This window comes from Aquabacterium humicola (assembly GCF_030167915.1).
GTDB lineage: Bacteria > Pseudomonadota > Gammaproteobacteria > Burkholderiales > Burkholderiaceae_C > Pseudaquabacterium > Pseudaquabacterium humicola.
Genome location: NZ_JARGNB010000007.1, coordinates 41,836 through 57,123 on the forward strand (window position 1 = coordinate 41,836; position 15,288 = coordinate 57,123).

Genomic DNA, 15,288 nt, shown 5'->3' on the forward strand with positions numbered 1-15,288 from the left:
TGCCTAAGGTGCGGCCGCATGAAGACGCCGCGCCACCCCTCTCGCCCTTCCTGCCCCTCTCGCCGTCCCGCCCGCCTGCGGGCCGCCGGCGCCGCGCTGCTCGGTGCGCTGGCGGCACTGTCCGCGCGGGCGGACGACGCCTCGCAGGTCGTCGTGACGGCCACGCGCATCGAGTTGCCGGCCTTCGACGTGCCGGCGTCGATCGCGCGCATCGACCTCGATGCCAGCGGCCGCGACCGCGCCGCCGTGCATGTCGGCGAGGCCCTGGGCGGCGTGGCTGGCCTGACGGCGCGCGACCGCCAGAACTTCGCGCAGGACCTGCAGGTCTCCATCCGCGGCTTCGGTGCGCGCGCGAGTTTCGGCGTGCGCGGCGTGCGGGTGATCGTCGACGGCATCCCCGCGACGATGCCCGACGGCCAGGGCCAGCTGAGCCACATCGACATGGCCTCGGCCGCGCGCATCGAGGTGCTGCGCGGGCCGATGTCGGCGCTGTACGGCAACTCCTCCGGCGGCGTGATCAACGTCTTCAGCGATCACGGTGCCGGCACGCCGTTCGCACAGGCCGGCTTCACCGCCGGCAGCGACGGGCTGCGGCGCCTGGCCGCGAAGGCCGGGGGCTCGTTCGGCGCGCTCGACCTGTCGGCCAGCGCGAGCCGGCTGCGCAGCGACGGCTACCGCGCACACAGCGCGGCCGAGCGCACGCTGGGCAACGCACGCCTGGGCTGGCGCGTGGATGCGGCGACGACGGCGACGCTGCTGATGAACCACGTCGACCTGCCGCAGGCGCAGGACCCGCTCGGGCTGACGCGCGCGCAGTTCGAGGCCGACCCGCGTGGCGTCGACCCGGTGGCCGAGCGCTTCGACACGCGCAAGACCATGCGCCAGACGCAGGCGGGGCTGGCGCTGGAGCACCGCCTCGGGGGTGACCGCGGCACCGTGCGCGCGCTGCTCTACGGCGGCGAGCGGAGCACCGGGCAGTTCCAGGCCATTCCCACCGGTCCGCAGGCGAATGCGCTGCATCCGGGCGGGGTGATCCAGCTCGATCGTCGCTACCAGGGCGCCGACCTGCGCTGGAGCGTCGCGCTGGCCCCCGGCGGCCGGCCGCTGCAGCTGGTGGCCGGCGCGAGCCACGATGCGCTGGCCGAACACCGGCGCGGCCACCAGAACTTCATCGGCAGCACGCTCGGCGTGCAAGGCGCCCTGCGCCGCGACGAGCACAACACCGCGCGCTCGACCGACCCCTATGCGCAGGCGATCTGGCAGTTCCAGCCCGACTGGACGCTGCATGCCGGGCTGCGGCGCAGCAGCCTGCGGGTCGCATCGACGGACCACTACATCGTCGGCCCCAATCCGGACGACAGCGGCGCGGTGCGGTATTCGGCGACGCTGCCGGTGCTGGGCCTGGTCCATGCCGCGAGCCCCGCGCTGCGGCTCTACGCCACGCTCGGCCGCGGGTTCGAGACGCCAACCCTCAATGAACTTTCCTATCGACCGAATGGCGCGTCCGGCCTGAACCTGGCGCTGCAGCCGGCGCGCAGCGAGCACGTCGAGCTGGGCGCGAAGTGGCGCGATGCGGCGCTGGGCCGCCTCGATGCCGCGTTGTTCGAGGTGCGCACCGAGCGCGAGATCGTCACGCTGGCCAGCGCCGGCGGCCGCACGAGCTTCCGCAACGCCGAGGGCACGCGGCGCCGCGGCGCCGAGCTGGCGTGGTCGATGCAGTGGAGCGGCGGCTGGCGCGCGCAGGCGGCCGCGACCTGGCTGCAGGCGCTCTACCGCGGCGGCAGCGACGACGGGCGCAGGCTGCCGGGCGTCGCGCCGTCGGCGCTGCAGCTCTCGCTGGCGCTGCAGCCGCCGACCGGCTGGCGCGCGGGCCTCGAGCTGCGGGCGCTGGGCCGCGTGATGGTCAACGATGCCAACAGCGATGCCGCCGCCGGCCACGCGCTGCTCGGCGCGAGCGTGGGCTATGCGCTGCGCGGCGCGGGCTGGACGCTCGAGGCCTTCCTGCGTGCCGACAACCTCGCCGGGCGCCACGTCGCGGGCTCGGTGATCGTCAACGAGGCCAACGGCCGCTATTTCGAGCCCGCGCCGGGCCGCACGGCGATCGCGGGGATGTCGGGGCGGCTGAGCTTCTGAGCCGGCGGCGTGCCGCGGTCCGGCGAGGCACCGTCGGCGTCGGGCCTGCGGGCCGAGAACTTCAGGCTCAGCAGCACCGAGGCCAGGATCAGCGAGCCTACGATGGCCAGCGACCATTGCACCGGCACGTGGAACCAGGGCGCCGCCAGCATCTTGCCGCCGATGAAGACGAGCACCAGCGCCAGGCCGTACTTGAGCAGGTGGAAGCGCTCGGCCATGTCGGCCAGCAGGAAGTACAGGGCGCGCAGTCCCATGATCGCGAAGATGTTGGAGGTGAAGACGATGAACGGGTCGGTGGTCACCGCGAAGATGGCCGGGATGCTGTCGACCGCGAACACCAGGTCGCTGGCCTCGATCATCATCAGCACCAGGAACATCGGGGTGGCCCACAGCACGCCGCCGATGCGCACGAAGAATTTCTCGCCGTGGAAGCCGGGCGTGATGCGCAGGTGGCCGCGCAGCCAGCGCAGCAGCGGGTTCTTCTCGAGGTCGGGCTGGTGGTCGGCGAAGACCAGCATCTTGATGCCGGTGACGATGAGGAAGGCGCCGAACACGTAGAGCACCCAGGCAAATTCGCGCACCAGCCATACGCCGGCCAGGATCATCCCGGCGCGCATGACGATGGCCCCGAGCACGCCGTAGAGCAGCACGCGCCGCTGCAGTTCGGGCGGCACGGCGAAGAAGCCGAAGATCATCACGAAGACGAACATGTTGTCGATGGACAGCGACTGTTCGATCAGGTAGCCCGTGACGAACTCGAGCGTCTTGCGGTTGGCGAGCTCGCGGCCGGCGTTGGCGTCGAGGTACCACCACAGCAGCGCCGCGAAGGCGAAGGCCAGCGACACCCAGGCCGCGACCCAGCTGCCGGCCTCCTTCACCGAGACCCGGTGCGACTTGTTGCCGCCGAGCACGAAGAGGTCCAGCGCCAGCATCGCGATCACGAAGGCGATGAAACCGGCCCACATCGGCCCGGTGGCGAACGATTCGATGGTCATGGCGATGCTTCAGCGCAGGCGCGGCAGGCGCACCTCGCAAGGGGCCCGGCCACGCGGCCGGACTTCGAAGTCGGCGCCGTAGAGCAACGGCTCGAGCAGGCCGTGGTCGTCCGGATGCAGCCCCCAGCGCTCGATGGCGGCCAGCAGCACGATCGACTCGCCATCGTCGATCTGGCGATCCGCCTGGATCACCGCCGAACACAGTCGCAGCACCAGGCGGCGGGTTTCCTGGTCGTCGACCTCGTCCAGCATCCGGTTCAGCACGTCGCCGGGAATGCGGCCCTCGTCGCCGCAGCGGGCGGGCCCCAGCAGGTCGGCACACAGGTCGTTGATCACGCCATGCCAACGGGCGCGGGTCAGGCCGAGCCGTTCGGCGGCCTGCAGGGCATCGAGCACCGCGACTTCGGCCGCCTCGACGCGGCCGTTGGCGATCAGCGCGAGCGCGACGATGCGAGCCGCGGCCTCGGGACTGTTGCGGGAATAGGGACGCAGCGTCGGGCCGCTGAAGGTCATTCGGTCACTCCATGTTGTGTCGGATGCCTGCAATCTACGGCCCGGCCATGTCCGTGAAAATCAGATTGTTCCGGCTGATCGTCCGAAAAATCGGGAGAATCCGGCGCACGCGGGCGCACGCGGGCGCACGCGGGCGCATGCGGAGCGTCCGGAAGGCAGCACGGCATGAACTACAAGCACCTCCACTACTTCTTCCAGGTCGCCAAGCTGGGCGGCGTGGCGCGGGCCAGCGAACGGCTGCACCTGTCGTCGCAGACGATCAGCGGCCAGATCCAGTCGCTCGAGGAGGCGCTCGGCACGCCGCTGTTCGCCAAGAGCGGGCGCGGCCTGGTGCTCACCGAGGCCGGGCGCATGGTGCTCGGCTACGCCGAGGCCATCTTCTCGATCGGCGCGGAGCTCGAGGAAGCCGTGCGCGAGCTGCCGCGCCAGGGCCGGCCGCTGGAATTCCGCGTCGGCGTGGCCGACGCCGTGCCGAAGTCGATCGCCTGCCGCCTGATCGAGCCGGCGGCCCAGCTGCCCGAGCCCGTGCGCATCGTCTGCCGCGAGTGGAAGCTCGACACGCTGCTCGGCGAACTGGCGCTGCACCGGCTGGACCTGGTGATCGCCGATGCGCCGATACCGTCCGATGTGAGCGTGCGTGCTTTCAACCACCGCCTCGGCAGCTGCGGCATCAGCTTCTTCGCGGCGCCCTCGCTGCTCGCAGCAGGCAAGGGGCGCTTCCCGGCCTGCCTGGACGGCGCGCCGCTGCTCGTGCCGGCGGACGAGTCGGCGCTCGGTCAGCGCCTGCGCGCATGGCTGCAGGCGCAGTCGCTGCATCCCCGGGTGGTCGGCGAATGCGACGACAGCGCGCTGGCCAAGGAGTTCGGGCGGCGCGGCATGGGCATCTTCGTCGGGCCGACGGTGCTGGAGCGGGACATCGAGAAGCAGTTCGGCGTGCGCGTGCTCGGATCGACGACGGACGTGGTGGCGGAGTTCTTCGCGATCTCGGTCGAGCGCCGCATCACGCATCCGTGCGTGACGGCGATCACGGAGGCGGCACGCGCGGAGCTGTTCGCGCCCGGGCCGCGACGGCGCGCGAGGCGCACCGCCGTCGCCGCGTAGCTGGGCCGGCGCTACCGCGCGGGCGTCGACCGCGACGAGGCCGGGCGGCGGTGGGCGCCGCCCGTGGCGAGGGTGGCGGCGCCGGCGCCCGGCGGCCGCGCCACCGCGGCCTCGACGAGCGCGCGCATCGATGCGCTCAGCACCCGCGCCGCTTCGGCGGGCGCCAGCAGGTCCTTGCTGACGAAGGCGCCGTTGACCAGGATCGCCAGCTGCGCGCCGAGCTCGCCCGGCGCCGGCGCGCCGAGCCGTTCGGCGAGGCGCGTCAGCCGCTCGCGCAGCAGCCGCATGTGCGTGCGCGCGACCTCGCGGGCCGGGTGCTCGGGTTCGGCGAACTCGGCGGCGACGTTGATCTGCGGGCAGCCGCGGTAGTTCTCCCGCTCCAGGCGCAGGCCGATCCACTGCATGTGCGCCTCGAGCTCGGCGCGCGGATCGTCGGCGTGCGCGGCGGCCACGCCGTCCCAGGTGCCCCAGAAGTCGAGGTCCTCGCGTTCGAGGAAGGCGACGATCAGCGCGTCCTTGGTCGGGAAGTAGCGGTAGAGGCTGGTCTTCGCGATGCGCGCTTCGTCGACGACGAGGTCGACGCCGACGGCGCGCACGCCGCGGTTGTAGAACAGGCTCGACGCGGTGGACAGGATGTGCTCGCGCAGGTCCGCCGTGTTGGCGGCACCCGGGGCCGAGCGCTGGACAGAAGAACGTGCAGGCATGGTTGACATGATACAGATCTGTCTGTATCGTTCAACGAACATACAGGTCTGTATCGTAATTCACCCCCCAGGAGCCCCGCCATGACCACCCAAGCCAAGACCCTTGCCCCCGCCCGCCCGGCCGCCGCCCGCCCGCTGATCGCCGTCTACGGCGCCGCCGGCCACACCGCCCGCTTCGTGATCGCCGAGCTGCGGCGGCGCGGCCTGGCCGTGCGCGCGCTGGCGCGCGACGTCTCGAAGCTCGACGCCGCGCTGATCGCGAACGACGAGGCAATCGAGGTCGGCATCGCCGACGCCGCGGCGCTGGACCGCGCGCTGGCCGGCTGCAGCGTGCTGATCCACTGTGCCGGCCCCTTCCTCGACACCGCGCGGCCGCTGGCCGACGCGGCGCTGCGCGCGGGCTGCCACTACATCGACGTCACGGCCGAGCAGGCGGCGGCGGCGATGATCCTGGACGAGTTCGACGCCCCCGCACGCGCCGCCGGCATCGCGATGCTGCCGGCCGCCGGCTTCTACGGCGGCCTGGCCGACCTGCTGGCCAGCGCGCTGCTGGCCGACGCGGATGCCGGCCCGGCGCACACGCTGGACACCGCGATCACGCTGAGCGACTGGTGGCCGACCGCCGGCACCCGCATCACCGGCGAGCGCAACCGCGTGCCGCGGGTCGTGCGCCAGGACGGCCGGCTGGTGCCGCTGGCGCAGCCCGCGCCGGCTTCCGATTGGGACTTTGCCGCGCCTTTTGGACGTCAGGCGATGGTCGACCTGCCGTTCAGCGAGATCATGACGTTGGCCCACCACCTGCCGGTGCCGAACCTGCGCTCGCGGCTGAACAGCGCCTCGCTGGAGCAGATCCGCAACCCGGCCACGCCCGCGCCGGCCGCCGCCGACGCCGACGGCCGCTCGGCGCAGCACTTCATGATGGAGGTGGTCGCCACCGGCGCGCAGGGCGAACGCCGGGCCCGTGCCGAGGGCCGGGACATCTACGCGCTGTCGGCGCAGATGGTGGTCGAGGCGGCGCAGCGGCTGGTGCAGGGCGCGCCGCGCGCCGGCGCCTTCGCGCTCGGTCAGCTGTTCGAGCCGCGCGGCTTCCTCGCCGCGCTGGCACCCGACCACCTGACGTTCGAGGCCTGATCCGCCGACGGTTTGCCGCGTCGGCGACATCGCCGCGCCGGCACGGTTCCTAGAATGCGCACGCCCATCGCGCGAGCGCTGGGCACGTTCTCAGGGCGGGGTGGAATTCCCCACCGGCGGTAGGTTGCCGACGGCTGGTGCAGACCGGCCCGACGTGACGAGCCCGCGAGCGCCGCGGCCGTGCCAACGGCCGCGGGTCAGCAGACCTGGTGCGAAGCCAGGGCCGACGGTCACAGTCCGGATGAAAGAGAGCGTGAAGCGCCGTCGCGGCGTGCCCGGTTCTCGTCGGGCGCGCCGTGGCGGCGTTCGCGTGCGCCCTGATTCTGGCCATCCACTCGTCACCGAGGACACCATGAATCAGACCCTTGCCTTCCCCTCCGCCGCCGACGCAGGCGCCGCATCGACCGTCCGGCCGCTGCGCATCGCGCTGGTCTCCGCCACCTGGCACCGCGACATCGTGTCGCAGGCCACCGATGCGCTGAAGGCCGAGCTCGGCCGAAGTCGCGGCGGCCCCGCGGCGATCGACCACGTCGAGGTGCCCGGCGCCTTCGAGATCCCGCTGCATGCGCAGGCGCTGGCCAGGAGCGGCCGCTACGACGCCATCATCGCCTGCGCGCTGGTCGTCAATGGCGGCATCTACCGCCACGAGTTCGTCGCCGCCGCGGTGATCGACGGGCTGATGCGGGTGCAGCTCGACACCGAGGTGCCGGTGTTCTCCGCGGTGCTGACGCCGCGCGACTTCCACGAGCACGACGAGCACCGCCGCTTCTTCGCCGAGCACTTCGTCAGGAAGGGCGTCGAGGTCGCGCGGGCGTGTGTCGACACGCTGGCCAGCCTGGCGGCGCTGGGCGCCTTCGGTGCCGTGGCCGACGACGGCCGGCTGGCGATGCGCGCCGGCTGACGCAGCCCGGGCGCCTGTCCGCGGACGCAGCGGCAGGCACGTCGGTTGCTCAAGCCGGTCATCCGTACCGACAGGAACGAAGAAGATGGCCGCCACCCGTGTCAGCTGGGGCGTGGCCCTGGGTGGCGCGGTGTGCGCCGCCGCCGGGGTCTCGCTGCTGGAGCAGAGCCTGCGCTGCCGCCGCGCGCTCACCGAGGCGCGCGCCGCCGCCGCGCGGCACCGGTCCTACGAGCGGCGCATCGACATTGCGCACGCCCGCGTGCTGGTGCTGGGCGACAGCACCGGCGCGGGCATCGGCGCGCAGGCGCCGGACGAGTCCATTCCCGGGCTGCTGGCGCGCGACCATCCGCAGATCGAGGTCGTGAACCTGAGCGTCAGCGGCGCGCGCATCGCCGACGTGCCGGACCAGGTGCAGACGCTGCCTTCCGACGGCGACTCGCCGTTCGACCTGCTGCTGCTGCATGTGGGCGGCAACGACATCCTGCGCGCGCGCCGGCTGTCCGAGCTGGAGCGGCCGGCGCAGCGCATGGTCACGCGGCTGCGGCCGCTGGCGCAGCGCATGCTGTGGCTGGGGCCGGGCGACATCGGCCTGGCGCCGCTGTTTCGCCCGCCGTTCAACTGGTGGTTCTCGCGCCGCACCCACGAGGCCGCCGAACGCTTCGGCCGGCTCGCGCGCGAGCACGACGTCGCCTACATCGGCTTCCACGACGGCCCGCACCGCGCGCAGTTCGCCGCTCAGCGGGCGAGTTATTTCTGCTCCGACGGCATCCACCCGAGCGCGGAAGGCTACGGCTACTGCTATCGGTGGCTGGTGACCCAGGCGATGCTGCCGTTCGGCGGCACGGCGATGACATCCCGCCCGAGCTAGCGATTTTCGTCGCGAACTGACGTTTCGGCTTGCGCAGCGCGGTCACGGAGGATTCGGGAGGCACCGTCTCCCGAGTTTGCGGCAGCCGAGGGCGCCCCTGTCGGACGAGGCCAGCGAAGCGGTAGTCAGCGCCTCCTTGTTCGGCGGACGATGGTAAGCCAGGCCTCGCGCTCAGTCCGGCTTGATCTTCGCCCGCGCGATCACCGCCTTCCAGCGCTGCTGCTCGACGCCGATGAACTTCGCGAATTCGGCCGGCGTTCCGCCGACGGCGATCGCGGCATCGGCGTTCAGGCGCTCGAGCGCCGTCGGCTCCTTCATCGCCTTCGCGCAGGCGGCGGCCAGCTTGTCGATCGCCGGCTGCGGCAGCGACGAGGGGGCGAGCATGCCGTACCACTGCGTCATCTCGAAGCCGGGGAAGCCTTGCTCGGCGACGGTGGGCACATCGGGCAGCTGCGGGATGCGCTGCGGCGTGCCGGTGGCGATGCAGCGCAGCTTGCCGGTCTTGATGAACTGCAGCACCGCCGGCGCGCCGACCGACGCGGCATCCAGGCGGCCCGCCAGCAGGTCGGTCAGCTGCGGGCCGGTGCCGCGGTAGGGCACGTGCACCATGAACAGCTCGCCGGCCATCTTCAGGTACTCCATCGCCAGGTGGCCGGCGCTGCCGTTGCCCGCGGAGCCGTAGTTCAGCCGGCCCGGCTTGGACTTCACCAGCGCGACGAACTCCTTCAGGTTCTTCGCCGGCAGGTCCGGGTGCACGAGGTAGAGGCTGGGCACCTTGGCCAGCAGCGACACCGGCTTGAAGTCCTTGTTCGGGTCGTAGGGCAGCTTGTCGAAGATGTACGGGTTCACCGCCAGCGTGCCGATGTGGCCGAGGATCAGCGTGTGCTGGTCGTCCGCACGCGCGACCTCCTGCATCGCGACGTTGCCGGCCGCGCCCGGCTTGTTGTCGACGTAGACGCTCTGGCCGAGCAGCTTCGCGAGCTCCGCCGCGCTGGAGCGCGCGACGATCTCCGAGCTGCCGCCCGGCGCGAAGGGCACGACGAAGCGGATCGGCTTCGTCGGCCATGCGGCCTGGGCCCGCAGCGTGGGGGCGAAGGCCCCGGCCGCACCCGCGGCGGCGGCCTGCAGCAGCGCGCGGCGGCGCCAGGTGAGCTCGTTCATGTTGTCTCCTGAGAACGACGGGGGGAATGCGGCGAGTGTGCCCGCGGCGACCTTTCAAACGCCTATCAGACGCGAAGAGCCCTGCGCCGGGCGGCGGCTCTAAAGCCTTGCTTGCGCGGCGGCGGCCCGCGCTGCACAGTGGCCCGCTGCGGCCATCGTCGCACAGAGGAGCCCGGTGAAGACCAGCAAGATTTCGGTATCCGACCTGCGCGGCCTGTCGCGCCTGGGCGTGCAGGGCGTGCTCGGGCTGACCGACGTGGTCGAGGCGATGCACCACACGATCTCGTCGCGCGCCGGCATCGTCGGCCCGGCGCCGACGGGTCGCACCCGCGGCATCACCGGCGGCGTGTACCGGGCCGTGCGGGGCACGACGCGGCTGGTCGGGCATGCGGCCGATGCCCTGCTCGGCGCGCTGCCGCACGGTGGCGAAGCCGAGCTGCGATCGCCGCGGCGCGAAGCGGTCATCGCCGCGCTAAACGGCGTCTGGGGCGACCACCTCGCGGAGACCGCGAATCCGCTGGCACTGCCGATGCGGCTGCGCAGCGGCGGCCGCGCGCTGACGCTGAACGCCGCGTCGCTGGCCGCATCGCGCCCGCCGCACGGCCGCCGCCTGCTGGTGCTGGTGCACGGGTTGTGCATGAACGACCTGCAGTGGCAGCGCCGCGGCCACGAGCACGGCCGCTGGCTGGCGCAAGCGCTCGGCTTCACGCCGCTGCACCTGCACTACAACAGCGGTCGCCACGTCTCGCAGAACGGCCGCGACCTGGCTGCGCTGCTCGAGCGCCTGGTCGCCGGCTGGCCGGTGCCGGTGGACGAGCTGGTGCTGCTGGGGCACAGCATGGGCGGCCTCGTCGCACGCAGCGCCTGCCACGCGGCGGCGTCATCCAGCCAGGACTGGCTGCGCTCGCTGAAGGCGCTGGTCTTTCTCGGCACGCCGCACCATGGCGCCGCGCTGGAGCGCGGCGGCCGGCTGGTCGATGCGCTGTTCGGCTTCAGCCCGTATGCCGCGCCGATCGGGCGCATCGGCGCGAGCCGCAGCGCCGGCATCACCGACCTGCGCTTCGGCAACCTGCAGGACGCCGACTGGCAGGGCCCAACGCCCCAAGGCGGGCCCCAGGACCGGCGCCAGGACCGGCGCCGTGACCAGCGCCGCGACGACCGCCAGCCGACGCCGCTGCCCGCCGGCGTGCCGGCCTACGCGCTGGCCGGCACGCTGGCCGCGACGCTGCCCGAACGCGCGCCGCGCCTGCGTGATCAACTGGTCGGCGACGGGCTCGTCTCGCTGGCCAGCGCGCTCGGCGACCACGACGACCCGGCCCTCGCGCTGGCGCTGCCGGCAGCGCACCGCCGCGTGCTGGCCGACTGCAGCCACTGGGACCTGCTCGACCGCCCCGAGGCCGCCGAGCAGCTGCGCCGCTGGCTCGCCTGACCGTCGCCGCGTGCCGATGCGCATCCTGCTGGCCGAGGACGAACACACGCTGGGCGAATGGCTGGCCAAGGCGCTGGGCCAGGCCGGCTTCCGGGTCGACTGGCTGGACGACGGGCGCCTAGTCGAACGCGCGCTGGTCGAGCACGACTACGACGCGCTGGTGCTCGACCTCGGCCTGCCCGGCCGCGGCGGGCACCACATCCTGCGCGGCTTGCGCGCGGCCGACCGGCGGCTGCCGGTGCTGGTGCTGACCGCGCGCGATTCGCTGGCCGAGCGGGTGGACACGCTCAACGAAGGCGCCGACGACTTCCTGGCCAAGCCCTTTGCGCTGGCCGAGCTGGAGGCGCGGCTGGTCGCGCTGATCCGCCGCGCGCGCGGCAGCGAACATCCGCGCCTGGCCTGCGGGCCGCTGCAGTTCGATGCGGTGTCGCGCACGTTCGCGCTGGCCGACGAGGTGCTGGCGCTGTCGCCGCGCGAGCATGCGCTGCTGCGCGCGCTGATCGCCAAGTCGGGTGAACCGCTGGGCCGCCAGCAGCTGCTGGACCGCGTATTCGCCGACGACGAGGACGTGCAGCCGAATGCGCTCGACGTGCTGCTGCACCGGCTGCGCAAGCGCCTGGACGGCAGCGGCGTGCGCATCCACACCTACCGCGGCCTGGGCTACGTGCTGGAGCCCGATCCGGCCGCGCCGCAGGCTTCGCGCGATGGCTGAGCGGCCGCTGCGACGCGCCAGCCTGCGCACGCGGCTGCTGCTGCTGCTGCTGCCGGCCCTGGCGCTGCTGGCCGGCGCCAGCCTGTGGCTGACGCGCGCCGATGCCGTGGCCGCGTCGAATGCGGCTTATGACCGTTCGCTGCTCGGCGCGATCAAGGCGCTGGAGCTCAACGTGTCGACCGCATCGGGCGGCCTCGCGGTCGAGCTGCCCTACCGCCTGTTCGAGTTCTTCCAGCTCACCGCCAGCGGCAGCGTGCACTTCCGCGTGGCCACCGCCGACGGCCTGGTCGAGATCGGCAGCCCCGATCTGCCGCCGCCGCCCGCGCCGCTGCGCGCCGGCGAACCGCAGTTCTACGACGCCAGCTACTTCGGCGAGCCGCTGCGGCTGGGCGCGCTGCTCAGGCCGCTGGAGCCGCCGCTCGCCACAGCCGCAGAAGGGGCCCGCGAGATCGTGATCCAGGTCGGCGAGAGCACCGTCTCGCGCGAGCGCTTCACGTCGGCCTTCGTCCGGCGCGCGCTGCAGCGCGACCTGGTGCTGCTGGCGCTGCTGGTCGCGGCCGTGGTCGGCGTGTCGACCCTCGTGCTGCGCCCGCTGCAGCGCCTGGCGGCCGAGACCCGCGCCCGCGCCGCCGACGACCTGCGGCCGCTGCCGGCGGCCGGGCTGCCGGGCGACGTGCTGCCGCTGGTCGACGCGGTGAATCAGCAGCTCGCGCGCAGCGAGCAGCTGCTGGACCAGCGCCGGCGCTTCGTCGACGACGCATCGCACCAGCTGCGCACGCCGCTGACGACCTTGCGCGCGCAGCTGGACTACGCGCTGCGCGAGGGCGATCCGGATCGCTCGCGGCAGGCGCTGCAGGCGCTGTCCGCGGCGCTGGACCAGGCGATCCGCGCGACCAACCAGTTGCTGGTGCTGGCGCGCAGCGATGCCGCGGTGGCCCGCCACGATCCGTTCGACCTCGGCGAACTGGCGCGCGAGGTGGCGCTGCAGCTGCTGCCGCTGGCGCGCGAGCGCGGCCTGGATTTCGGCCTTGACGTGCCCGAGGCCCCGCTGCCGGTGCACGGCGACCGCGCGCTGCTGCAGGAGGCCCTGGCCAACCTGGCGCACAACGCGATCGCGCACGGCCGCGACGGCGGCACGGTGACGGTGCAGGCCGCGGCCGACGGGCTGGGCGCGAGCCTGGCGGTGATCGACGATGGTCCCGGCCTGGCGCCCGAGATCAGCGGCCAGGTCGGCGAGCGTTTCGCGAAAGGCCGCGGCAGCCGCGGCTCCGGCCTCGGCCTGGCGATCGCGAAGACAGTGGTCGAGCGCCACCGCGGCCGGCTGCGGCTGCAGGCGCGCGACGACGGGCCGGGCCTGCGCGCCTCGCTGTGGTGGCCGCGATGAGGCTGCGCCGCCGCGCGCTGCTGCTGGCCGCGCTGCCGATGGCGTCGCGGGCGTCCACCTTGCCGCCGGGTGCCGAGTGCATCGCCCCCGCCAAGCCCGGCGGCGGCTTCGACCTGTCGTGCCGGCTCGCGCAGGCCGCGCTGCAGCTGGCCGACGGTTCGCGGCCGCCGCTGCTGCCGAACAGCGGCCCGGCGCAGCCGAACGTGCCGAGCAGCGGCGCGACGCGGCCGCTCCTGCCGAGCAGCGGCCCGGCGCAGCCGCTGATGCGCGTGCGCTACCTGCCCGGCGGCATCGGCGCGCTGGCCTACCGCCAGGCGCTGGCGCAGCGCGCCGCCGACGCCGCATCGCTGGTGGCGTTCTCCAGCGGCACGCTGCTGAACATCGTGCAGGGCCGCTTCGGTCCGGCGCCGGCGCAGGAGGTGCGGTGGCTGGCCGGCGTCGGCTTCGACCACGGTGTGATCGCGGTGCACCGCGACGCGCCATGGCGCAGCTTGAATGCCCTGCTCGAGGCCCTGCGCGCGCAGCCGAATGCGATCGTATTCGGCGCCGGCGGCACCATCGGCAGCCAGGACTGGATGAAGGCCGCGCTGCTTGCGCGCGCGGCCGGCATCGGCCACCGGGTGATGCGCTTCGTTGCCTTCGAAGGCGGCGGCGAGGCGGTGGGCGCGCTCGCCGGGCGCCATGTGCAGGTGCTGGCCGGCGACGCGGCCGAGCTCGCGCATCAGCAGGACGGCGGTGCGCCGGTGCGCGTGCTCGCGGTGCTGGCCGAGACCCGCCTGCCCGGCCGCTGGGCGTCGGTGCCGACCGCGCGCGAGCAGGGCTTCGACATCCGCTGGCCGATCCTGCGCGGCTTCTACCTCGGGCCGCAGGTCGGCGACGCCGCATGGCGCGCCTGGACCGCGGCCTTCGAGGCCGCCTTCGCGGCGCCGGGCTTCGAGGCGCTGCGCCAGCGCGCCGGCCTGCAGGCGCCGGCGCTGGTCGGCGCGGCGCTGCAATCGGTGGTCGAGCGACAGCTGGCCGACTACCGTGCGCTGGCTGACGGCTTCGGCTTGCCCAAGCGCGCGGCGCGCTGAGGCGCGGGCCGGGAACGGATGCGCGACTCGCGCAGGCACGCGCCGTCGCGGCGAAATGTCGCCACGCCGTGGCGACGAGGTCGGATCGGGGGGCGATTGACGAGGCGCCGCCCCGGTCGCATCGCGGCGTAGCATCGCCCGGATGGTGCGCCCCCAGCTCGCTTCGTTCGCTCCCCCCGAGGGGGCCTCAGCGCCCTTCGGGCGGCCGGGCGGGAGAGATGCCGGCCCCCTGCTCACTTCGTTCGCTCCCCCCGAGGGGGCCTCAGCGCCCTTCGGGCGGCCGGGCGGGCGCTGATGCCCGAACGCCTGTTCGTTCGCCTCGACGGCGACCCGCTGTACGCGCCGGAGACCGACGTGCCCGCCGGCACGATGACGGCCTACGACGTCGCGGAGCCGCTGCGCGCGCATGTCGCGCACATCGCCGTCTATCGCGAGCGCCTGGCGGAGGGCAAGGCGGTCGAGGAGCGCGTGCTGCCCGACGGCGCGGTGCACCTGATCTTCAACCTCGGCGATGCGCCGCAGGTCCAAGGGCAGCCGGCCTTCGCGGCCGAGGTCGTGGGGCCGAGCACGGTGCCGGTGCTGCTGCGCCTGCAGGGGCAGCTGGCGGGCCTGTCGATGGCGCTGCGGCCGGGTGCGGCGGCGGCGCTGCTGGGTGTGCCGGCGAACGAGCTTGCGCACACGGCGCTGCCGTTGTCCGAGCTGTGGCGCGGCGAGGCCGACGGCCTGCTCGAGCGGCTGGCCGCGGCGCCCGACGATGCGGCGCGCATCGCGCTGCTGCAGCACGCGCTGATGAAGCGGCTGCAAGCATGCGATGAACACGATGCGACGCCGCGCCGGCAGGCCGCGCAGGCGGCGCGGCTGCTCGCCGCATCGGACCCCGCCGATGGCAGCGTCGGCGACATCGCGCGCATGCTGGGCATCGGCGAGCGCCGGCTGCAGCAGCTGTTCCAGCAGCACATCGGGTTGACGCCGCGGGCCTGGAAGCGGCTCGCGCGGCTGCACGCCTGCCTGCGCGCGCTGCGCGAGCCGGCGGCAGCGCCGCGCTGGGCCGACGTCGCGGTCGACCACGGCTTCTACGACCAGTCGCACCTCGTCAACGAGTTCCGGGCGATCTGCGGGCTGTCGCCGGGCCTGTTCTTCGAGCGCGTGGTTGCGGGTTCTTCCAAGACCTGACGAGGTCCGG

The 15,288-nt window shown here is 73.5% G+C and carries 14 protein-coding genes and 1 riboswitch; of the genes, 10 read left to right on the forward strand and 4 right to left on the reverse strand.

Going from position 1 to position 15,288, the window contains the following annotated elements:
* Positions 1-18 precede the first annotated feature (18 nt).
* The gene (locus P1K89_RS25380) at positions 19-2,133 is read left to right on the forward strand and encodes a TonB-dependent receptor domain-containing protein (RefSeq protein ID WP_284619326.1); all 2,115 of its coding nucleotides are present in this window, start codon (positions 19-21) and stop codon (positions 2,131-2,133) included.
* Here the strand turns inward: P1K89_RS25380 and P1K89_RS25385 are convergent.
* On the reverse strand, positions 2,070-3,128 hold the full coding sequence (locus P1K89_RS25385; RefSeq protein WP_284619327.1) for a TerC family protein: 1,059 nt from the start codon (positions 3,126-3,128) through the stop codon (positions 2,070-2,072). The two genes, P1K89_RS25380 and P1K89_RS25385, sit on opposite strands and share 64 nt — an antisense overlap.
* A 9-nt stretch (positions 3,129-3,137) precedes the next feature.
* A complete protein-coding gene (locus P1K89_RS25390; protein ID WP_284619328.1) occupies positions 3,138-3,641 on the reverse strand; it encodes a TerB family tellurite resistance protein in 504 nt (167 codons plus the stop codon).
* A gap of 165 nt (positions 3,642-3,806) precedes the next feature.
* Here P1K89_RS25390 and nhaR point away from each other — a divergent pair, with 165 nt between their 5' ends.
* A complete protein-coding gene (nhaR, locus tag P1K89_RS25395; RefSeq protein WP_284619329.1) occupies positions 3,807-4,742 on the forward strand; it encodes a transcriptional activator NhaR in 936 nt (311 codons plus the stop codon).
* Between the two features lie 11 nt (positions 4,743-4,753).
* On the opposite strand, the gene P1K89_RS25400 is transcribed toward nhaR, so the two are convergent.
* Positions 4,754-5,455 carry a TetR/AcrR family transcriptional regulator gene (locus tag P1K89_RS25400; protein WP_284619330.1) on the reverse strand — a complete coding sequence of 234 codons (702 nt, stop codon included), beginning with the start codon at positions 5,453-5,455 and terminating at the stop codon, positions 4,754-4,756.
* A gap of 72 nt (positions 5,456-5,527) precedes the next feature.
* Here P1K89_RS25400 and P1K89_RS25405 point away from each other — a divergent pair, with 72 nt between their 5' ends.
* The 3 genes from P1K89_RS25405 (at position 5,528) to P1K89_RS25415 (ending at position 8,346) form a co-directional block, all read left to right on the forward strand.
* Positions 5,528-6,577 carry an NAD(P)H-binding protein gene (locus P1K89_RS25405; protein ID WP_284619331.1) on the forward strand — a complete coding sequence of 350 codons (1,050 nt, stop codon included), beginning with the start codon at positions 5,528-5,530 and terminating at the stop codon, positions 6,575-6,577.
* An 82-nt stretch (positions 6,578-6,659) separates the two neighbouring features.
* Positions 6,660-6,834: riboswitch (FMN riboswitch) on the forward strand.
* A 95-nt stretch (positions 6,835-6,929) separates the two neighbouring features.
* Positions 6,930-7,478 (forward strand): 6,7-dimethyl-8-ribityllumazine synthase, encoded by a 549-nt coding sequence (locus tag P1K89_RS25410; RefSeq protein WP_284619332.1) that lies wholly within the window; start codon positions 6,930-6,932, stop codon positions 7,476-7,478.
* Between the two features lie 85 nt (positions 7,479-7,563).
* Entirely contained in the window at positions 7,564-8,346 is a 783-nt protein-coding gene (locus P1K89_RS25415) for an SGNH/GDSL hydrolase family protein (protein WP_284619333.1), read from the forward strand.
* A gap of 171 nt (positions 8,347-8,517) precedes the next feature.
* Here P1K89_RS25415 and P1K89_RS25420 read toward each other — a convergent pair whose 3' ends face one another.
* A complete protein-coding gene (locus tag P1K89_RS25420; RefSeq protein ID WP_284619334.1) occupies positions 8,518-9,507 on the reverse strand; it encodes a Bug family tripartite tricarboxylate transporter substrate binding protein in 990 nt (329 codons plus the stop codon).
* Between the two features lie 175 nt (positions 9,508-9,682).
* Between P1K89_RS25420 and P1K89_RS25425 the strand changes: the two genes are divergently transcribed.
* From P1K89_RS25425 to P1K89_RS25445, 5 genes are all read left to right on the forward strand, one after another.
* Positions 9,683-10,936, forward strand: a complete 1,254-nt coding sequence (locus tag P1K89_RS25425; RefSeq protein WP_284619335.1) for an esterase/lipase family protein — start codon at positions 9,683-9,685, stop codon at positions 10,934-10,936.
* Positions 10,937-10,952: 16 nt separating this feature from the next.
* Complete coding sequence (locus P1K89_RS25430) at positions 10,953-11,648, forward strand: response regulator (RefSeq protein WP_284619612.1); 696 nt, start codon at positions 10,953-10,955, stop codon at positions 11,646-11,648.
* Positions 11,641-13,032, forward strand: coding sequence for a sensor histidine kinase (locus tag P1K89_RS25435; RefSeq protein ID WP_284619336.1), 1,392 nt, complete (start codon positions 11,641-11,643; stop codon positions 13,030-13,032). Before P1K89_RS25430 ends, P1K89_RS25435 begins: the two co-directional genes overlap by 8 nt.
* Positions 13,029-14,105, forward strand: a complete 1,077-nt coding sequence (locus P1K89_RS25440; protein WP_284619337.1) for a tripartite tricarboxylate transporter substrate-binding protein — start codon at positions 13,029-13,031, stop codon at positions 14,103-14,105. The genes P1K89_RS25435 and P1K89_RS25440 overlap by 4 nt, the downstream gene beginning before the upstream one ends.
* Positions 14,106-14,399: 294 nt before the next feature.
* Entirely contained in the window at positions 14,400-15,278 is an 879-nt protein-coding gene (locus tag P1K89_RS25445; protein WP_284619338.1) for an AraC family transcriptional regulator, read from the forward strand.
* The last annotated feature ends 10 nt before the right edge of the window (positions 15,279-15,288 follow it).